This window comes from Anaerolineae bacterium (assembly GCA_025062375.1).
Lineage (GTDB): Bacteria > Chloroflexota > Anaerolineae > SpSt-600 > SpSt-600 > SpSt-600.
On sequence record JANXAG010000001.1, the window covers coordinates 157,271 to 178,137 of the forward strand.

The 20,867-nt window shown below is 53.9% G+C and carries 16 protein-coding genes; 6 read left to right on the top strand and 10 right to left on the bottom strand.

Going from position 1 to position 20,867, the window contains the following annotated elements; translation table 11 throughout:
* Nucleotides 1–33 precede the first annotated feature (33 nt).
* The 8 genes from NZ653_00775 to NZ653_00810 all read right to left on the bottom strand — a co-directional run bounded on the left by NZ653_00775 (nt 34) and on the right by NZ653_00810 (nt 12,499).
* Entirely contained in the window at nt 34–3,807 is a 3,774-nt protein-coding gene (locus tag NZ653_00775; protein MCS7285663.1) for an FGGY family carbohydrate kinase, read from the bottom strand.
* Nucleotides 3,808–3,818: 11 nt separating this feature from the next.
* Entirely contained in the window at nt 3,819–4,808 is a 990-nt protein-coding gene (locus NZ653_00780) for an NAD-dependent epimerase/dehydratase family protein (GenBank protein MCS7285664.1), read from the bottom strand.
* The gene (locus tag NZ653_00785; protein ID MCS7285665.1) at nt 4,805–6,040 is read right to left on the bottom strand and encodes a M28 family metallopeptidase; all 1,236 of its coding nucleotides are present in this window, start codon (nt 6,038–6,040) and stop codon (nt 4,805–4,807) included. The genes NZ653_00780 and NZ653_00785 overlap by 4 nt, the downstream gene beginning before the upstream one ends.
* Nucleotides 5,995–7,374, bottom strand: a complete 1,380-nt coding sequence (locus NZ653_00790; GenBank protein MCS7285666.1) for an aspartate aminotransferase family protein — start codon at nt 7,372–7,374, stop codon at nt 5,995–5,997. The genes NZ653_00785 and NZ653_00790 overlap by 46 nt, the downstream gene beginning before the upstream one ends.
* Before the next feature lie 2 nt (nt 7,375–7,376).
* On the bottom strand, nt 7,377–9,335 hold the full coding sequence (locus tag NZ653_00795) for an aldehyde ferredoxin oxidoreductase family protein (GenBank protein ID MCS7285667.1): 1,959 nt from the start codon (nt 9,333–9,335) through the stop codon (nt 7,377–7,379).
* Nucleotides 9,336–9,350: 15 nt separating this feature from the next.
* Nucleotides 9,351–10,112, bottom strand: a complete 762-nt coding sequence (locus tag NZ653_00800; protein ID MCS7285668.1) for a GntR family transcriptional regulator — start codon at nt 10,110–10,112, stop codon at nt 9,351–9,353.
* A gap of 176 nt (nt 10,113–10,288) precedes the next feature.
* Complete coding sequence (coaBC, locus tag NZ653_00805; GenBank protein ID MCS7285669.1) at nt 10,289–11,509, bottom strand: bifunctional phosphopantothenoylcysteine decarboxylase/phosphopantothenate--cysteine ligase CoaBC; 1,221 nt, start codon at nt 11,507–11,509, stop codon at nt 10,289–10,291.
* 15 nt (nt 11,510–11,524) lie between these two features.
* The gene (locus NZ653_00810) at nt 11,525–12,499 is read right to left on the bottom strand and encodes a P1 family peptidase (GenBank protein ID MCS7285670.1); all 975 of its coding nucleotides are present in this window, start codon (nt 12,497–12,499) and stop codon (nt 11,525–11,527) included.
* Nucleotides 12,500–12,848: 349 nt separating this feature from the next.
* Between NZ653_00810 and NZ653_00815 the strand changes: the two genes are divergently transcribed.
* The 5 genes from NZ653_00815 to NZ653_00835 are packed head-to-tail and all read left to right on the top strand — an operon-like array spanning nt 12,849 to nt 17,979.
* A complete protein-coding gene (locus tag NZ653_00815; GenBank protein MCS7285671.1) occupies nt 12,849–14,156 on the top strand; it encodes a B12-binding domain-containing radical SAM protein in 1,308 nt (435 codons plus the stop codon).
* 12 nt (nt 14,157–14,168) lie between these two features.
* Complete coding sequence (locus NZ653_00820) at nt 14,169–14,774, top strand: hypothetical protein (protein MCS7285672.1); 606 nt, start codon at nt 14,169–14,171, stop codon at nt 14,772–14,774.
* Nucleotides 14,771–16,435, top strand: coding sequence for a methylmalonyl-CoA mutase family protein (locus NZ653_00825; protein MCS7285673.1), 1,665 nt, complete (start codon nt 14,771–14,773; stop codon nt 16,433–16,435). The genes NZ653_00820 and NZ653_00825 overlap by 4 nt, the downstream gene beginning before the upstream one ends.
* A 4-nt stretch (nt 16,436–16,439) precedes the next feature.
* A complete protein-coding gene (gene scpB, locus NZ653_00830) occupies nt 16,440–16,943 on the top strand; it encodes an SMC-Scp complex subunit ScpB (protein MCS7285674.1) in 504 nt (167 codons plus the stop codon).
* The gene (locus tag NZ653_00835) at nt 16,936–17,979 is read left to right on the top strand and encodes a D-alanyl-D-alanine carboxypeptidase (GenBank protein MCS7285675.1); all 1,044 of its coding nucleotides are present in this window, start codon (nt 16,936–16,938) and stop codon (nt 17,977–17,979) included. Before scpB ends, NZ653_00835 begins: the two co-directional genes overlap by 8 nt.
* A 95-nt stretch (nt 17,980–18,074) precedes the next feature.
* Here the strand turns inward: NZ653_00835 and NZ653_00840 are convergent, their stop codons facing one another.
* Nucleotides 18,075–18,434: a regulator gene (locus tag NZ653_00840; protein MCS7285676.1), complete on the bottom strand. Its 360-nt coding sequence runs from the start codon at nt 18,432–18,434 to the stop codon at nt 18,075–18,077.
* On the bottom strand, nt 18,415–19,314 hold the full coding sequence (locus NZ653_00845; protein ID MCS7285677.1) for a KaiC domain-containing protein: 900 nt from the start codon (nt 19,312–19,314) through the stop codon (nt 18,415–18,417). The genes NZ653_00840 and NZ653_00845 overlap by 20 nt, the downstream gene beginning before the upstream one ends.
* Before the next feature lie 138 nt (nt 19,315–19,452).
* Between NZ653_00845 and NZ653_00850 the strand changes: the two genes are divergently transcribed.
* Nucleotides 19,453–20,751, top strand: a complete 1,299-nt coding sequence (locus NZ653_00850) for a UbiD family decarboxylase (GenBank protein MCS7285678.1) — start codon at nt 19,453–19,455, stop codon at nt 20,749–20,751.
* Nucleotides 20,752–20,867 lie beyond the last annotated feature (116 nt).

Here is a 20,867-nt window from a genome sequence, read left to right on the forward strand (position 1 = left end):
CCGCCCGGGAAGGGCAGCCAGGATAAGTTTACATCAGGCCATCATCTTCCCCAAATTCTGCAGAGTCCGGACGACATCCCGGGGCAATGTGACGGGTTTTCGGCCCAGCATGTAGCAACTAACGATTAGGTGAGCTGCGCGTTCCACTATCTCCACCAGGTTGCAGGCCTGACGCAGGCTGCTGGCTGCCACCACAACCCCGTGGTTCTGGAGGAGGCAAACTGGACTGCGTTCCATTGCTTTCACCACTGCCTGAGCCAGCTCTTTGGTCCCTGGCATGATAAAGGGAACCACTGGCACTTCCTTCAGGAAGGCGGCTTCGGTGGTGACGGGCAGGAAAGGAAGCCTGCTTAGAGCCAGGATAGTTGCATAAGGCGCATGGGCATGGACAATGGCCTGGGCCTCCGGCTGCGCCCGATAAATGGCGGTGTGCATCGGCCACTCCGAGGAAGGAGCCAGAGCGCCAGGCTCCAAAGCCTGACCCTCAAATGTAATCCGCACGATGTGTTCGGGCCGCAAGGTGCCCTTGTGAAGCTGGGATGGGGTTATCCAGCATTCTTCCCGCCCCTCTATCCGGACGCTCACGTTTCCTCCGGTGGCGGTGATCAATCCCAGCTGGTAAAGTTCACTGACTGCCTGAACGATTTCCTCGCGCAGGTCTTCCCGCACCGGTGCCGGAGCAGGAACCACCGGGGTCGGAGCGGCACCAGCAAAATCTACTCCGCCCATCTCCTCCCGTGCCTGATTGTAAAGCCGAACCAGGTCTCCCTGGAGGCGCTGCATCCCCATGGCCAGCCGCACATCCCCGCTGAAGGCGAGTTTGCCGCTCATCGCTGCTTTCGTGCCGCTGAGCCGGCCGCTGAAGATTCCGTCCAGCGTTTCTGCTGAAGCCTTCATGCGCACCTCAGCAGGCTCAGGTGGTGCCCCGAGCCCGGCAATAACCCGTCCTTCCCGAAAACCGATGTGGAATTCCAGTCCCAGATCGGTCACAACGTAATGGCTCATGACCCGTTGCCTGGCGGCAAAGTGGTTTACCTTAGGATCTTCTTTCACCAGTTCACAGAAACGATGGAGGATTCGCTCCATCCGGGCACGTATATCCTGAGGGCCAGTTGCCTCTTTCATGAGGGATTCCTCCTCCCGTAAAATTTGCTGTTCCTGCTGGAGGTCGCTGACAGCTGGGCCAGGGCGCTCTGCTCGCTCCCTCAAAAGCTTTTCATCAATCGGCCTGCGAGGGCCTGTCCAGGAAAAACTTTCCAGTGTTTGAGGGTTCAGGATGTGCAGTGGCCGTTCCCCACGGAGTAGGCGATCCAGGTCTTCCACCACCATGCGCCCCTGGTGAATGGCTACCTCTTCTGTGTTTCCACCAATGTGAGGTGTAGCGATGACGTTGGGCATAAGGAGCAGCGGGTCATCGGAGGCCGGGGGTTCTACGGAGAAGACATCCACTGCAGCACCAGCCAGGTGGCCGCTCTGAAGGGCTTCAACGAGGGCCTTTTCATCCACCAGAGCCGCGCGGGCGGTGTTGATCAGAAAGGCCCCCCGCTTCATGCGAGCCAGTTCCTCCCGACCGATCATCCCGCGCGTTTCAGGGGTAACTGCTGCATGCAGGCTGATAATATCGCTCTCGGCCAGGAGGCGTTCCAGAGAGACCAGCTCGGCATCGTATAGGGCAGCGTCCTCAGGCCCGATGTATGGGTCATAAACCAGCAGGCGAACGCCGAAAGGTACCAGCCTGCGGGCCACTTCCCGCCCAATCGCTCCGAAACCCACCAGACCAACAGTCTTACCCCAAAGTTCACGTCCCAGGAACAGTTCATGGGCCTGGCCCATCCTTGCCATGTCTCCAGCTTCTCCTCCCGGCTGCCGCAGAAAACGATCAGCCAGTATTAGGCGGCGCAGGAGAGCTATCATGAAAGCCACGGTCAAATCGGCAACGGCATGGGCATTACGGCCAGGGGCATAGAGCACCGGTATGCCCAGGGCTGTGCATGCATCCAAATCCACGTTTACAGCTCGCCCCCGGCATGAAACTATCACACGCAGTTCAGGCAGACGCTGCAACGCATCCAGATCCACCACATCCACTTCTGTGATAAAAACATGCACGCCCTGGAGGGCTTCCACCAGCTCATCGCCAGTGAGCACTCTAAGGGAATCGCGATAACAAGCATATTCAACATCTCCCAGGAGGCGCAATTGATTCAGGCTTTCCTCGTCCATCTGGGCGGTAACCAGTATCTTTGGTCGGAATTGAGCCCGACGGGGCCGTGACGGGGGTTCCATCCCCATGATTGTTTGCACTATGCGGTTAGCAGCGTGATCGCGGAATTCGCACTGTAATTCGCAGAGCTTCTGCCACTCCGAATAAAGGGAAGAATAGAATTCTGCAGTCCCCTTGTTCGGCCGCACCAGAGCGGTATGCACCAGCCGGGATATGCCATCGATCAGGCTGGAGAAAACCCCCGCACCAGCTCCAGCACAGATGGCTGCACCAAGCGCAGCACTTTCGGGAGTTTCAGAACGGTATACCGGGACCCCTAAAACATCGGCAACGAGCTGGGTCCAGAAGGAACTGCGGGTCATCCCGCCGCTCATACTCACTGAGGAAGGCGCTCCCATAACCCTGGATATTTGTTCCAGATTGGCACGCAGGGCAAAAGCCATTCCTTCCAGAACGGCACGGCATACCAGGGGGCGGACGGATTTTCCCTCACCCGTGAAGTGGCAGAGGGTCAGGCTTCCTGCAGGAAAGGCCATAGCCCGGGCATTGAAAACGTGAGCCCCGAAGGTGGAACACAACCCACCGGCGCCAGGTGATGCCCGAGACGCTTCGGCCAGCAGGCGCACGTGGGCGAAAGGTGAATCGGGGAACAGCACCCGTGCAAACCATTCCAATGCCCTTCCAAGCTGTCCGGCATTGCTTTCCAGCACCCAGCGCCCCGGCAACACGTGTAAACCGGTCCAGAGGCGACCGTCAGGGTCCAGGAGCGGGCGGTCAATAATCCCCTGGATTGGGGCGGTGGTCCCTGCTACAATTCCGATCTCGCCTGGGGTAATAGTTCCCATCCCCAGCAGAGCACACTGAGTATCCGCTCCACCCACGGCTACGGGGATGCCGGGAACCAGCCCCAGCTCCCCTGCAACTGAAGCTGTCAATTTGCCGAGGAAAGTTCCAGAGGGGACAACTGGAGGGAGCACTGAAAGCGGCAGGCCAAGTTCTTCCAGCAGGTCCGCAGCCCACTCCCTTCGGTGGAGGTCGAAAAGCATGGATTCTCCTGCGTTTGAGAAGTCAGTAGCTATCTCCCCGCAGAGGCGATAGGCCACCCAGTCGCTGATCGTCAGGGCCACAGAGCCCTGGAGCCAGTCGGGGTGGTGGCGAGCCAGCCACTGGAGGCGGGAAGCCAGGAAAATCGGGAGAGGCCAGCGGCCGGTGCGGGAATAGAAATTTTCGCCCTTTTCCGCAGCCAGATCCGTGCTCTCAGCGGCGGCGCGAGCATCCAGATTAGGGACAGCTAACAGAACCCGGCCGTTTCGCACGAGCACAAGGGTGTGGCGCATGGAGGTAACAGCGATCCCCAGGACATCGGTCGGGGAAATATCTGCTTTCTGGATAACCTCTGCCACAGTTCTGGCAAGGAGAGCCCAGTTCTCATCGGCTTCAAAATCCCAGGCCCATCCCCCTTCAGGAGAGGGAGGATGCTGCCACAGCCGGTGGGAAGAAAAAATTTTGCCCGTCTCCACATCCACCAGAAGGGCACGCACAGAACCTGTTCCCGCATCAATCCCCAGCAAGTAACCGCCCATCTTCCTCCTCCTTATGGTGCATAGCCATTTGCTCTGTACCATTCAACAGCTTTACGCACCGCCTCCCGAGCAGGGCCGTAGGTGTAGCCTAATTCGCGCATAGCTTTGCTACAATCAAACCATTCATAGCGGCGAGAGAGGCGCACCTTTTCCGGTGTGGCAGTGGGAACGGAGCGCAGGCCCAGCTTGGTAAGAGCGACATCTATATAAGCCCAGAGCATTGCAACCCAGTGGGGAATGCGCCACCGTACCGGGGGTCGGCCAGAAACTTCGGCCAGTAAGTCTAAGAACTGCTTCAAGGTCATATTCTCGCCTCCCAAGATGTAACACTCCCCTACCCGTCCCCGTTCAGCTGCCAGAATATGCCCCTTTGCCACATCTTCTACATCCACAATGTTCAGCCCGGTGTCTACATAACCGAACATCCGACCGTTCAAAAAATCCACGATGATTTGCCCGGTAGGAGTAGGCTTGTGATCACCAGGGCCAACCGGAGCAGTGGGGTTCACAATGACCACTGGGACTCCCTCTCGGGCGAGCTCCAAAGCTACTTGCTGCCCCAGAAATTTTGAGCGCTGGTAGTAAGTGACTTTATCTTCCAGGGTGCTGGGGGTATTTTCGTTTGCAGGGGTGCGATCTGGGTTAGTTCCCAGAGCTGCTATAGAGCTGGTGTGCACGATACGTTGGACACCCATTTCGCGGGCAACTTCCAGGACCAGACGAGTGCCTTCCACATTGACACGGTAGAAATCTTCCCAGCGATAACCCCAGAATGAATACAGCGCAGCCAGATGAAAAACCCAATCGCAACCTTCTATCCCTCGCCGCAAGCTATTTATATCTTCCAAGCTTCCTTCCACCTTCTCTACTGGCAGGCCATCAAGCTGACGAGTATTGGCTCCAGGGCGAACAAGAGCTTTCACCTGATGCCCTGATTCTATAAGTTTTCGAACGACTGCTCCCCCGATAAAGCCTGTCCCACCAGTTACAAAGGCCTTCATGGTTCCTCCTTCCCCAATAAATGGGCGTCGCACTTGCTATCCAGTGTGTTTAGGATTTCCATGACGAACTCTACCGCTTGAGCCATAACCTTCCCGGAAACAGTATCCACTGTATCATCCGCCCGATGCCAGTAAGGTAAAGAGCTCGTTGCTGGGTCGTAACCGGCAAGGCAAATGGCTCGGTAGCCTCCATTACGCAGTATGCGCACTTCGTCCTCAATGATCATCGCAGCTGGCCGAACTTTAAGCGCAGGCCGAACGGCCGCCACTTGCTCCACCAGCGCCAGCAATGCGGGGTCAGGCCGATAAGGCCAGCACAAGCCCTGACGGGTGAGATAAACAAGTTCGCCACTCCCCACCCCCTCCAGGTCTATAAAAATAGCCTCACGCATCAGAGGCCTGTACCGACGGAGAAAGGTTTTCAACCCCCGATGATCAGTCTCTTCAGCTCCAGTAAAAACAAGCCAGACCTCCGTCCAGCGGAGAGGCTGGAGGGCAAAGCGCGCAGCAATCTCCAGCGCTACTGCTACACCGCTGGCATTGTCGTGAGCACCAGGCGAGAAAGGAGCACGCCAGTCCCACCACAAGGTAGCGATGCTGCCCATGATGTATCCAGCCGGTAGCAATGAAAGCCACCAAGCCCACACCGCACCGCCGAATAACACCCCCAGCAAGTACAAAAAGCCCACAGAAAGCAGCATGAAGAACGTCAGCCAAGTTAATGGTTCAAGAAAGCGCACCTTCGCTGAAGACCAAGCAAGACGGCAGCGGTTAGTATCCAGGTGGGCCAGAATTACAGCGCGCTGACGAAGGCTATCTGCTGGTGCGATACGTGAGATCACGTTCTGGCTGGTAACATGAGGCAATAGTGGCCGGAGCAAGCTATCAGAATGGCAGATGACCTGCCAGAACATAAAAGGAGTGCTAAGGCTCAGCACTACAGCCAACCACTGCATGGCCAGGCTGCCTAACGGATAAATACTAACAGCCACCAAAGTCACCAGGCCCACCGCCATCGGAAACGCATTCTGATCAGCAACAGCCCGGAATGCCATACGCTCCACGGGTAACCCCATATCAGCCAGACACCGAGCTACATAACTGGCTGCAGCAGATTCACCCTCTGTACCTGTTCCGCGCGGGCCAATTTCAGCCGCCAAGACCCGCACGTGCTTAAGCAATCGTTCTATGGAGCTATTGCATGGCGTATCAGTTCCGCACCCATGCTCCATACACGCCCACCAACACGCTCGGCTTCAGCCATCACCGCCTCAAAAGCGGAAAGGATCATTTGGATTTCATCCTCGCCGATGATGAGAGGCGGTAACAGTTTGATAATATTGACACCTGGCCCACCAACCTGCACCAATATGCGGTGATCACGCATTAATGCCATCACTATTAACTGGGCAAACAAACCCTTTTCTGCTTTCTCCATTGCTGTCCAGGCGGTCCGCAAAGCTAAAGAGCGCGGGGGACAGAATTCAATACCGATCATCAACCCTTTGCCGCGCACATCAGCGATCATCTCAAAACGTTCCTGGAGGCCTTTTAGCCCTTTAAGCAACTTTTCGCCCATCACCGCCGCCCGTTCCACCAGCCGTTCTTGATCCATCACGTAAAGAGTAACAAGACCAGCCGCCATCGCCAGCTCATTCTGTCCAAAGGTTGTTGAATGCACCTGACAGCGTTTCAAATCGCTGAAAATTTTTTCATGAATACTCCGGCGCATGATGGTGGCACTGACCGGGATATAACCTCCGCCAAGCGATTTGCCCAGAGTGACGATGTCCGGTTCCAGCGACCAATGTTCGCAAGCCAGGAAACGGCCAGTGCGCCCCATTCCTACCTGAACTTCGTCACAAATGAAAAGTGTTCCGTATTTCCGACAAAGACGTTGAGCTTCCGGCAAGTAGTCATCCTGAGGGATATACACTCCCTTACCCTGGATTGGCTCAACGATAAAGCCAGCCACGTTACCCTTCCGGAGTTCTCTCTCAAGGGCTTCCAGATCGTTCATCGGCACCATATCAAAGCCAGGCATCAGCGGCTCAAAGCCTCTGCGGAAAGCTTCATTGCCATTGATGGAAAGAGCTCCCAGGGTTAAGCCATGGAAAGCATGGTCCAGATAGAGGATACGGGGGCGCCCCGTGGCGGCCCTGGCGAACTTGATGGCTGTCTCCACTGCTTCGGCCCCGGAATTAGCAAAGAAAACAGCATCCAGGCCCGGTGGCATCCGCTGCACGAGTGCTTCGGCCAGAAGCCCAGCCAGTAGCGGGCAATCCATCTTCACCAGATTAGGCCGGTCCAGATCTAGAATTTCGTAAAGGGCCTGCTTAACCAGAGGATGATTGCGACCAAGGTTATACACACTGTAGCCAGAAAGAAGATCCAGGTAACGCTCCCCCCGATCGTTCCAGAGATAGGCCCCCTCTCCACGCACCCACGTTTGATTAAAGCCAATGATTTCCAAAGCGCGAACCAGCTTAGGATTTATATACCGCTGATGGAGGATAGTCCGATCACGTTGACGCTCCTTAATCAATTGAGCCAGTGAAAAAGCCATGACTACCTCCTCTCTAAAGCAAAAGACTCAAGACCCAGCTCCGCTATAGTCTCCGGGAGAGGCATTCCGGTCTCGGGGTCAATGCCGAGGGTGGAGAAATAACCTGAAGCCATCGCTTCAATGTCTATGGTGACCCCGGCTACAGGCCCCACCTCCTGAGGGGGATCCCCAAGCTCACGCCCGGGCAGAGGGAACCGCGCTGGCAGGCCCTCCCGCGCATTGAAACTATGACGGAGCACCTGGATTCGCCACCCAATCCGCAAGAACTCAGCTTCATCCAGGTCCCAACCCGTGGCAGCTCTCACCCAGTCCAGAACGGGCGGATTGCCCATCTGCAAGGCAAAATGACACAGACCAAGGGAGTCGTAGGCCCTCAGAAAAGAGATGATGACCGCAAAAGCAGGCCCTTTGGCAGAATAATCGTATCGCCCTCCCAGTCGCACGCCTTTAAGCGCAAAGTATGGAGCATAAGCTTTGATATCGGTGATACCGGATTGGGTGGAAGTGTGTCGCCCTGGGGCCGGATCCACATAGTAGCCCAGCGCTACGCCCGGCTCGTATATACCCCGGTGCATGGGCAATTCCTGACCACCAGCGTGCATGGCTGCTTCTTGAGCTTCTGGCCCCAGTTTCTGAGCAGCTCGCCAGACCCCATCAGCCAGCCAGTTTCCCAGACCCGGCTCTCGCCTGGCAATCCGCTTTACTAGCTCTACAATGACCTCCCCATCGCCCCAGCGGAGTGGAAGCTCCTCTGCCAATTCCGGAGGCAACCAACCCCGTTCCCGTGCTTCTATAGCGAAGGCCACGACTACCCCCGTAGAGATGGTATCCAGTCCGGCGCGGTTGCATATATCCGTGCACCGCATCACTGCCTCCAAGTCGTCGTTCAAAAGCAGTGGGCCAAAAGCAGCCAGAGTCTCATATTCCGGCCTGTGACCTATCTGACCATCAGGGAAACGGGCGAGAGCCCCACACGCAACCGGACAGGAATGGCACCCGTAAGCCCGGATGTTATAGCGAATTGCCGCTTCATCGCTCAGCTTACTGGACTTAGACAGAGGGAAATCCCGGAAGCCAATCCCGAGCCAGTTGCGCACCGGGGTATCTCCCAGTTCAACCAGAGGTGCAAGCCCAACAGTAGTTCCATAGCGCCGATACGAATCAACGATGAACTGGGTTGGCCCCCCGCTTGCACGGATGCGCAGACGACGCATAACTGGCAGTGAACGCAAGAGAAAAGCAGGGATCAGGGAAACCCAGCGGGAAGGACGGCGACGGAAAATCCGAAGGTAAGAAGAGCTGGCTGCTCTGAAAGCCCCCGGATCAGCCAGGGGTGGGCGCTCCTTCCCCCGAACCGCAATAGCTTTCAGGCGCTTGGCCCCCATGACAGCACCCAATCCGCACCGGGCAGCAAGGCGCCCTCCATCGTTGACAATGCCCGAAATTAGGGAAAGAAGTTCCCCCGCCGGGCCTATACAGGCTACCCTGGCATCCTGAGCAAAAGCCCGGCGAATGGCTTCCTCAGTCTGGACTGAATCCAGACCCCACAAATCAGAAGCATCACGCAGCTCCGCACGCCTGCCGTCTATGACCAGGTAAACTGGGCGCGGAGATGTTCCGGTTATAAACAAACCATCGTATCCGGCACCCCGAAGGGCTGGGCCAAAATTTCCCCCGCAATTGGCCTCTCCCCATCCTCCCGTCAAGGGCGAGCGGGCCACCACCATGAAGCGCCCGCTGAAAGGTGCACCGCTGCCGGTGAGCAGCCCCGGGATAAAGCCCAAAATATTTCCTGACCCCAGAGGCTCAGCATTTGGAGGCATCCGTTCGTAAAGCACAGCAACGCCCAATCCATATCCGCCCAGGAAACGGCGATAAATGGATTCGGGCAGTTCCTCCTCCCAAATTTTGCCTTCGCTCAAATCCACCCAGAGAATTCTGCCCCAGAATCCATAGCTCATGCTGGACACCTTTCTTCAAAAACTGCAGAGTTGTTCCCGGGTGCAGCGAAGCGTGGCTCTGAAACGATCTCCACGGTGAACAGTCCGCCCGAAAACGAGGGGGACATCCCGGCTGGAGAAAGCAATCCGAACGCTCAGAACCACCGGTGTGCCCACGCGGATTTTAAGCTCAGCGGCCTCGTAAGGGCCGGCGGTGGAAAGCTCTATGGTATCAATTGCATAAGCTGGGGCCATAGAGAATTCCTCCTCCAGAACCTGATACAGGCTGCGGCCTGTCAGATCCATATCAACGAGCCCGGGGAAAAGGCGATAGGGGAGGAAAGAGGTTTCCAGAGCCATGGGTTGCTCGTTGGCCAGCCGGAGGCGGATAATGCGGATAACTTTTTCGCCTTCCGCCAGGCGCAAAGCTTCTCTGACTTCAGAAGGGGCGGGGATTACCTCTTTGCTGCGAATCTGGGCTCCCGCACTCAAACCGAGGGAACGCATCAGATTCGTGTAGCTTATGATGCTGAGAAAAGGGCTATCTTGAAAGGTAACTTTGGGAGGAGCGACAAAAGTGCCTTTACCTTTTCGGCGCACCACCAGGCCTTCGTTAGCCAACTGAGCCAAAGCCATCCGGGCAGTCATGCGCGATACGCCGCACTGCTCACAAATTTGAGTCTCTGAGGGCAAAAGCTCCCCAGGCCTTATGTTCCCATTCAGGATCTCGCGACGAAGCTGCTCGTAAATCTGGTAGTAAAGCGGAATAGGGGAATTGTGGTTCACATAGAGGTCCATGCCTGCTCCTCCTCCAAACTTGTATATACATTATACCAAGCTCAAAGAAAAGCAGCAAACTTATACACCTTAAAAGCCTCTGAGCGCACGGTGGCTATGAGAGGAGAACTTCACCAGCCAGTCGCACCCCAGAAGTGCCCTTTACCGGTGTATGGGCCGGTGGAACAAAATCGCTCTTAATCAGGCCTGAGCAATCTCTCTACCCGGTCCAACACTTCCTCAGCTACCTCTGTTTTGGGCAGAAGAGGCAACCTTTCTGCTCTCCCCTCCCGGTCCAGTATTACCACTCTGTTGGTATCCACGCCAAAACCGCTGTCGGGAGAACTCACATCGTTAGCCACTATAAGGTCCAACTTTTTCTCTTCCAGCTTCCTGCGGGCATTTTCCAGAAGGGACTCCGTTTCGGCAGCAAAGCCCACTACTACCCTGGGTTTGCCATACTTTTCTCTCACAGCAGCCACTTCTGAAAGGATATCGGGGTTCCTGACCAGCCGCAGGAGGAGCTCTTCCGCCGCTTCTTTCTTAAGCTTATGTTCAGCATAGAATTCGGGCCGATAGTCAGCCACGGCCGCCGCCATAATAACGCAATCAAATTGAGGTGCCTCCCTCAAAACGGCCTCTTCCATCTCCCTGGCGCTGACAACCTTTATAAGCCGGACTCCTAACGGTTCTGGCAGGAAAGTGGGAGCTGATATAAGAGTCACCTGAGCTCCTCGATCCCGCGCTGCTTCGGCTAAAGCATAGCCCATCTTGCCTGAGGAAGGATTGCCCAGAAAACGCACCGGATCCATGTGCTCCCTTGTGCCACCGGCGGTAACCAGAATCTGAAAACCCTTTAAAGGACCTCCTCTTCCCAGAACCATCCGGATAGTTCCTAAAAGCTCTTCAACCTCTACCATTCGTCCCCACCCTTCCTTGCCCGAAGCAAGCCTCCCCCAGGCCGGCCCCACTATTTCAACACCCCGGCTCCTGAGGATTTCCAGATTCTCCCGGGTGGCAGGGTTCTCATACATCCCTTCATCCATAGCTGGAGCAATAACTATGGGCGCAGAAGTGGCCAGCGCCACAGCTGTTAGCAGGTTATCGGCCAGACCGTGAGCAAGCTTGGCGATGGTGTTGGCCGTAGCGGGAGCTATAACCAGGACATCCGCCTGACTGGCAAGAGCTATATGGGGAAGAGGCATGGTTTCTGAAAGCAGAAACATATCGGTCAGGACAGGGCGATGGGTTATTGCCTGAAAAGTAAGGGGAGTTACGAACCTAGTAGCAGCTTCGGTCATTATAACGTGGACAATAGCACCCGCTTTTACGAGTCTGCTGGCCAATTCCACCACTTTGTAGGCAGCTATACCTCCTGTAATTCCGAGGACGATATTCTTACCTCGGAGAACCCTCATTTTAACCTCCTGGCTTTAAGCCTGAACTACTTCCTTAGCTGCAGGAACTCCGCCCAGACTTTCAGCCTTCATCACGGCCCGGATAATGGCCTGGGCTAAAAGCTCAGCCGCTATCGTCCCGATGATGAAGGGGCTCAAGGGGTAGTAACTTTCCTTCTCCCCTGTCGCCAGGGCAAAGACCACATCGCCATCAAAAATAGTATGAGCCGGGCGTATAACCCTTGCCAGGCCTGCCTGCGCCATCCGGGCGACAACTATAGCCCCTTCCCTGGAAAGCCCAGCATTGGTAGCCACCACAGCCAGAGTGGAGTTAGAGCGAGGGGGAAATGCTGGAATCCCATAGCGTATAAGCTCCACCGTATCCAGGAACCCCTTCCCTTCAGGATCCCGCACACCGGCCACAATCCTACCAGAGGATGGATCAACCACATTGCCCAGTGCATTAACCACCACCAGCACCCCTACGACTATCTCATCACCGATAGTCGTGGAAGCGGTCCCTACTCCTCCCTTGGTGGCATGCTCCATGCCCAGGAGTTTTCCTACTGTAGCGCCCGTTCCGGCACCCACAGACCCCTCCTCTACGGGGCCATCGGAAGCAGCAAGGCACGCCTTATAACCAGCTTCGGCGTCAGGCCTTACGTTTTTGGAACCAATAGCCAGGTCGTATATAACTGCTGTGGGCACGATAGGCACCTTCATCGCCCTGGTCTGATGGCCTTTGCCCCTCTCTTCCAGATAACGGGCCACACCGGCAGCTGCATCCAGGCCAAAAGCGCTTCCACCTGTCAAAAGCACGGCGTTAACCTTTTCCACCACGTGGCCAGGCCTCATGGGATCTATCTCTCTGGTCCCGGCTGAACCACCTCTTACATCCACCCCTCCCACTGCTCCGTCTTCACAGAGGACAACAGTGCAGCCGGTGATCCCTTCTCTATCGGTGTAGTGGCCAACCTTTATACCTTTCACATCCGTTATAGCATCATGCATAGCTTATGGACTCCTGAAGGCCCTGCTTTTATCCGTTGCGGTCCCATGAACCCATGAAATAACCCCTGAAACCATTATAGCCCAAAGCTGTTAAAAGGCAACTTTATCGGCACATCTTGCCCCTGGGGGCTGGCATCTCCAGGAGAGCGGGGTAGTTTTTGCCGAGCCAGGTGGCTTGCCATCTGCATAGCCTGGGCGATAATGGTTCGGATGCTGGGGCCGCGTTTATAGGCTGTGTCCTGCCCTCTGGTAAAGTGCGGTAACAAATTCCGCGATGGAAAACATGGATTTTCCAAATACCCCTGCTTGGTGATATAATTTTCCAGAGAACCTGGAAAGGGGTTAAAGCATGAAAGTTTTGCTCATAAGACCTTCTTACTATCTACCCAACGGCCGAGTTCACAAACTCAAGAGGCCTTATCTAATAAGTGCCACTTTGCCTCATCTGGCAGCCCTCACCCCTGAAGATGTGGAAGTGGAGCTGGTGGAAGAAAACGTGCAGGATATCTACTTCGACACTGAAGCCGATCTAATCGGCATCACGGCTACGATTAACACCGCCCCCAGGGCCTATGATATAGCCGACGAGTTTCGTCGCCGGGGCAAGAAAGTGGTATTGGGAGGAGTGCATTTTTCATCGGTCCCGGAAGAAGCTATTCGTCACGCCGATGCTGTAGTCATAGGCGAAGCTGAAGATCTCTGGCCTCAGGTTCTGAGGGATTTCCAGAAGGGGGAACTGCGCCCCTTTTACAGGCGTAAAAGCCTGGCAGACCTATCCAACCTTCCGATTCCAAGGTATGACCTTCTGCCTTACAAGCGCTTCCCCTTAACTTTTTATCCGGTCCAGACCAGCAGGGGATGCCCTCACAACTGTTATTTCTGCTCTGTTACTAAATTCTTCGGCCACACCTACCGGCTCCGCCCTGTAGAGCATGTGATAAGGGATGTAAAGGCTACTGGTAGTCGCTATATTTTCTTTGTGGACGATAACTTCGCAGTGAGCAAAAAGCGAACAATGGAATTGTGCGAGGCTTTAAAGCCGCTCAAAGTAACTTGGATAACCCAAGTAGAAATCACCGCTGGGATTGACCCCGAAACCTGCCAGGCTATGGCTGAGAGCGGGTGCAAAGCTGTAGTCATAGGAATTGAATCACTAAGCCCCAAAAGCCTGGACTCGGTGGGTAAAAGGCATAACCTTTCCCTTGTGAAGGATTACCCGAGGATAATTCGCAATTTCCAGGATTCTGGGATAGCTGTGGTGGCCAGCGTAATTTTTGGGATGAATGGCGATACTTTGCAGAGCTTGAGGCAAACGGTGCGATTCCTTATAGATAACCGGGTGGCTGGGGCAATGTTTTATACCCTCCTTCCCTACCCTGGCACACCTCTGGCCCAGCGTCTGGAGAAAGAAGGCCGTATTCTCACCAAGGATTGGAACCTTTACGATGCCCGCCATGCGGTAATAAAGCCTTTGAACATGGAGCCCAGGGAGCTGGAAGAGGCTCTTATGGAGGCCTACCGGCGATTTTACTCCCTTGTTTCCATAGCCAGAAGGCTCCTTTTTCCGATGAGGCCGTATTTTTTCCCGTTGATACTCTACAATCTGGAGTACAAATGGGCGGCCATGCGTGGCACTTTGGGCCTTTTGACTCAGTAGCGGGAGGAAATGATGGGTGGAAAATTAGGAAATGCCTTAATGCCCAGCACCGCTCCCCTGGAGCGCAAGATTTTCAACAACCTCCCAGGTCTATATCCCACGGAGGATTGGGTTGCCTATTACTGGGCGGTTCGGGAAGATGGGAAGCTTGAAGAGCGCAGGGCCATTATACAGCTTCCCCTGGGTTTTTCCGAGGTTTGCCCGGAAATAGAAGTGGGACAGAACGGGTGCATTCTCCTCGTGCGAAGGTGGGGTTTCGGATGTTATCCCTCTCTCCTTGAAAAGATAAGTTTTGATTTCACCCCACTGCTCACTAACGACCGCAACCTTTTCCCTGATGTTGAGCATGAAATAATGCATTTGGCCTTCAAAATTACCCATTTTGAACTGCCTGGATTTTTCATCATCGCCAGCGACGAGCATCCCTTTCTTTTGTTTGACCCCGAGGGCCTCCTCAAGGGTTCTTACACCCGCTGGTATACCTATCTCGGAGCTTTAGCTTACATGGTTTCAGGGGGGAAAGTGGGCTCAGGGTTTATAAAACTGGAAAAAGAGATGAAGAAGCTCTACCGCGAAGCCGTTCTAATCCTTAAAGAAGCTCTGGAGGAAAGAAAATGAGCGAGCTTGAAGCTTTGCAGAAAGAATGGGAAGAGAAAATCCTTAAGCCGGCTTTAGCCAGAGCTTCCGAACGCAAAAAGCGCTTTGAAACCCACTCAGGTATAGAGGTTAAAAGGCTTTATACCCCAGCTGATATCGAAAACCTGGATTATGCGCAGGAGCTGGGTTTCCCGGGAGCTTACCCCTTTACCCGCGGAATATACCCTACTATGTATCGAGGACGCCTTTGGACCATGCGCCAGTATGCGGGCTACGCCACGGCCGAAGAGACCAATCTTCGTTTTAAATATCTATTGCAACAAGGGCAGACGGGCCTCTCAGTGGCCTTTGACCTGCCCACTCAGACTGGCTACGATGCCGATCACCCCATGGCTCTGGGCGAAGTGGGGAGAGTCGGGGTGGCCATAAGTTCCCTTGAAGATATGGAGCGCCTTTTTGATGGGATCCCCCTGGATAAAGTTTCCACTTCTATGACTATAAACGCTACTGCTCCGATAATCCTGGCCATGTATGTGGCTGTGGCCAGGAAGCAGGGGATTGACCCGAAAGTTTTAGACGGCACGGTCCAGAACGACATCCTTAAGGAATATGTGGCCCGTGGCACTTACATTTTTCCCCCAGAACCTTCCCTCCGCCTTACTGTAGATATTATGGAGTATTGCAGCAGGGAGCTTCCTCGCTGGAACTCCATCAGTATAAGCGGTTATCACATAAGAGAGGCTGGAGCTACGGCGGTGCAGGAGTTAGCCTTCACCCTGGCCAATGGTATTGTTTACGTAGAAGCGGCGGTAAAGCGCGGGCTTGATGTCGATTCATTCGCGCCTCGCATCTCCTTCTTCTTCGGAGCTCACAATAACCTCTTTGAAGAAGTAGCCAAGTTCAGGGCTGCCCGTCGCCTGTGGGCCAGGATTATGAAAGAACGCTTTGGAGCCAAAAATCCCGCCTCCTGGATGCTTCGCTTCCACACCCAGACGGCAGGCTGCACTTTAACTGCTCAGCAACCTCTCAACAACATAATAAGAGTAACCATTCAGGCCTTAGCTGCCATCTTGGGCGGGACCCAATCCCTTCACACTAATTCCTACGACGAAGCCCTTGCCCTCCCCAGCGAGGAAGCCGTCCGAATAGCCCTCCGCACCCAGCAGATAATCGCCCATGAATCGGGGGTGGCTGATACTGTGGACCCCCTGGCTGGAAGTTACTATGTAGAAAGTTTAACCAGAGAGATTGAGGAGAAGGCCGAAGAATACATAAGGCGCATAGACGCCATGGGTGGAGCTCTCAAGGCTATAGAGTTGGGTTACATTCAGCGTGAGATCATGGAAAGCGCCTATCGTTACCAGAAGGAGATTGAAACCGGAGAGCGTATTGTAGTGGGAGTCAATGAATACGTGATGGAAGAAGAAAAGCGTTCGCTGAAGCTCCTCAAGGTAGATCCTGCTGTAAGAGAAAAGCAGATAGCTCGTCTCCAGGAGCTCCGTCGTCGCCGCGATAATGTAAAAGTCCAGGAGCTTTTAAGGGAGCTTGAAGAAGCTGCCAGAGGCACTGATAACCTCATGGGTATCATTCTGGAATGTGTTGAGGCTTATGCCACCCTTGGGGAAATCTGCGATGTGTTGAGGAAAGTTTTCGGGGAGTATAGGGCCCCTGTGCTGCTTTAAATCAATGGAACCGAAAGTCATCCTGGAAAGTCTCCTTTTTATAGCCGATGAACCGGTGGAAATAGACCACCTGGTAGAAGTTCTTGGTCTGGACAAAGAAACCATCGCTGTAATTATAGAAGAACTGGCAAAAGAGTACTCCGGAAGAGGGATACGCCTGCAACGGTTGGGGGGAAAAATCCAGATGGTTTCGGCTCCGGAGGCAGCTCCCTATGTGGAAAGATTTCTGGAGACGAAACCAGCCCGCAAGCTTTCCCAGGCAGCCCTGGAAACCCTTGCCATAATCGCTTACCTTCAGCCGATAACCAGAGCCCAAATTGAAGCTATAAGAGGGGTTAACAGCGATGGTGTGATACGCTCCCTCCTTAGTAAAGGCCTCATTGAAGAAGTAGGCCACCTTGATTCTCCAGGGAGACCCGCCCTTTATGGAACTACATTTCAGTTCCTTAAATATTTTGGCCTGGAGCGCCTTGAGGATTTACCACCACTGGAAGGAGAAAATGCTTAGGAAGGCTTTTCTGCTGTCTCTTCTCAGCCTTACGGCCCTGGCCTTTGGCCCGCCAGCTTTGAAAGAAAGAGACGTTGGGGGCCTGAGACTTTACCCCTGTCAGGTTAAAGGTATGGCCTCCAATCAACCTCCCGCTATTGAAGCTAAGGCCTTCCTCCTGGCTGATTACGCTACTGGGACCATTATTCTGGCTAAAAATGAGCACGAGAGGCTTCCTCCTGCAAGTTTAACGAAGATAATGACGGCCATTCTGGCCCTTGAGAATTCTTCCCCAGGCGATCTGGTAACAATAAGTCAAAGGGCTGCAACGGTGGAATTGCCGAGGATGGGGCTTTCGCCGGGCAAGAAAATCCTCATGGAGAATTTGCTTTATGGCCTTTTGCTCTTATCAGCCAACGACGCTGCTGCGGCCATTGCCGAGCATGTCGCCGGGAAGCAGGAAGCTTTTGTGGAAATGATGAACTATAAAGCGGCCAGTCTCGGGATGAAAAACACGCACTTTACCAATCCCCAGGGCTTTGACGAGGAAGGACACCTTTCTACCGCCTACGACCTCTGGCTTCTTACTCGGCATGCTCTGGCTAACCATGCTTTCGCCGCTGTAGTAGCAACTTATGAGCGAGGAGGGCTTATTTCCACCAATCGTTTCTTAACCCTTTACCCTGGAGCCGATGGGGTCAAAACAGGCACAACCCCGCTGGCTGGAGAATGTCTGATAGCATCGGCAACAAGAGGAAATCAGAAAGGCGTGGTTGTTCTCCTCAATAGCCCTGACCGTTACGGCGAAGCCGCTTCACTGCTGGATTATTACTTCCACAATTATACCCTTGTGCCTCTTTCCAGCCCAGGCCTTGATCGGGTCAGGAAGCCTTCAGGAGAGGTGGTAACATTCAGGGTGAAAGGGGAAAGCCTGCTCCTGGTGGAGAAGTGGAAATCCTTTCTGCTTCAGTTTTACAGGAAAGTTTCTTCCGGTGAGCTTCTGGTTTACTTTGGGGATGAGATTATGCTTTCGCGCCCTTTAGTGGAGGAAAACTAAAGAGGGGGCGAGTCCCCGCCCCCCTTAGACTTAATTCCGGTGGTCAGAGCAATTCTCAGGAACCTTGTTGAAGATTGTGTCCTTAGAGATAAGGATCAGGGAGCCATTTCCCTAAACTTTATTCGCTGGTAAGCCAGTTTTGCAAGTCCCCCAGCTACGTGGGAACGGCTCCTCACCTTTCCTTCAAGGCGCCTCATTACCTCATCAGGGTTAGCTCTCAATATGTTTCTCACAGCTGGTCGGGCGAGGCCCAGGAAAGAAGCGATTTCGTCTTCGCTCTTCTTCTCTTCATGAGCCAGGACCACGCTGTAGGCCGCTTCCATGAGGCTGGGAAGCCAGGTAAGTCTCCGGTATTCCATGAGTTTACGTGGCCCACCAGCAAGGTTTATTGCCTCAAGAAACACTTTCATGGCCATTTCATCCAGGGAGTACTCCTTAGGTTCTACTACTTTCATCGCTCTCACCTCCTTCCCCTTTAACCTTAGAGGCTATTTCGCTCAGACGCGGTCCTATACGTATAAGGCCGCTTTCTGTTATTTCCATAAGGTGTGTGGAAGTATCATGGCCACACAGCCTACAGCCATCTATTCGGAAAAGCCTCACAATTTCTCCGATAGGCTTGCGATAGAGGCTGGCTTCGTATTTATTGGTTATAAGCACTTTGGAGAGGACCATTGAGCCATCTACAATGTGGCTCACAGCATAACCCCCCGCTGCTTCCGCCGAAAGACCCTCGTGTCCGCTTCTCTTTTGAGATACCAAAAGGGCAGTTTGCCGCCATTCTTTCAGGAAGTTAAAGATTGCTCGCACTACATCCCGGGCAAATACTTCTTTGGTTTCATAGAGGCCAGTGATAGAATCAATAACCACGGCTCTCGCTTTATACTCTTTGATAGCGTAAGCCAGAGTGCTCAGGAAAGTCTGGATGCTATTGCGGAGCTGATAATATGAAGCTCCATCGATGAATATTATGTGCTCTTCCACCAATTCTGGATCAACGCCCATAGCCAGAGCCCTGCCTTTGAGCCCTGCAGCCACAAAAGGGGCAGGGCTTTCCAAGGTAGCAAAGACGCAGGGGTTTCCCATGGACACCTGTTTTATGGCGAATTGTTCAACCAGCAAGCTCTTTCCCGTATCGGATACGCCCGTTATGTTCCACACGGAATAGCGGGGGATTCCCCCCAGAAATTTCCGGACTGGTTTACCATCCACTATCTTTGTGATGAAGAAAAGCTCATCCAACCCCTCTACACCTGTGGGCACTCCCTCAAGGCGGGGTATTTTGCCTGATAAGTCTTTCATCGTCCCGATGCTGTCCAGAAGAGCTTCGGTCATCCCTTGCCCCCCTAAAAGGTTTTTACCAAAACATATTTTAAAACCAGAATGAGGGCTAGTCAACCGCTCCAGTGGGAGTTTTTGTTCGAAAAAAGCTGCTAAAATATAATTAGCCAAACCCACAAGGAGCGAGGAGCTATGGATCTTAGGGATTTTATCGCTCTTCTCAAAGCGCAAAGTCTCCTTAAGGAGGTAGAAGAACCTGTTTCCCCCTACCTGGAGATGGCCCGTGTCATAGCTGCTCACCAGGAGAGCGCCCTGCTTTTCAGGAATGTCCCTGGCTACGAAGGTGAAGTAGTCTCAGGGATATGCGCCAGAAGAGATTTCATGGCTATAGCTCTGGGCATAAAGCCTCAGGAATTAATCCAGACTTTGATAAAAGCGATGAAGAACCCCGTGGAACCCGTTCTTGTGGAAAGCCCCCCTTGCCAAGAAGTGGTGGAGGAAAAAGTAGACCTTACAACACTTCCCATCCTCAAGCATCTACCAGACGACGGAGGACCTTACATAACAGCAGGGGTAGCTATTATCAAGGATCCGGATTATGGCCGCAACGCCTCTTTCCACCGTTTGATGCTCCTCGATGAGAGGCGCTTTGTGGCCAGAGTTGTAGAAGGTCGTGGGACCCACACCGCCTGGAGCAAGGTACCAGGAGATCTGGAGATAGCTATCGCTATAGGATTACCGGTGCATATCCTTCTGGCCGCTTCAATGTCACCCCCCATGGGAGTAGACGAGCTTTCCATAGCCAATGCCCTTTTTCCCACGCCCCTGGCTCGCTGTTTGACGAAGGATCTGGAAATTCCAGCCTGCGCCGAAATAGTCCTCGAAGGCCGCCTCACCAAAAGGCTTGCAGCTGAAGGCCCTTTTATAGACCTCACTCAGACTTGGGATTACATAAGAGAGCAGCCGATATTGGAGGTGGACCTCATAACCCACAGGAGGCGGCCCATATACCATGCCCTTCTTCCGGGAGGAGCAGAGCATCGTTTGCTCATGGGTATACCGAGAGAACCTACCATCTTTGCCGCCGTTAATGAAGTAGCAGAATGCCTCGATGTTAGAGTTACTCCAGGCGGGATGTGCTGGCTTCATGCGGTGGTTAAAATTCGCAAGAAAGGCCCCGATGATGCGCTAAGAGCTATAGAGGCTGCTTTTAAGGGTCACCCCTCTCTCAAGCATGTAGTGGTGGTAGATGAAGACATAGAAATCGAGAGGCCTGAGGAAGTTGAATGGGCTATAGCCACGCGGTTCCAGGCGGACAGGGGGCTTGTGGTTTTGCAAAATCAGCCCGGTAGTTCCCTGGATCCTTCGGCAAAACATTTTCCTGGTCGGAAAACTCTTACGACTAAAGTAGGTATAGATGCGACGATACCTTGGGGGGCTGATATGGGGAAATTCAGGCGGATAAAGTGGTGTGAGGGAAAGGGGAATTGAGTGCTACAGGCAACGAAGCCCCCAGAGCCTGCTATAAGTTAAGTAAGGTTAGTTGATTGCACTTTACCCCCGGATGGGAGCTCCGCCCCCTGGACCCCCGATTTTTCCCGCCCTCG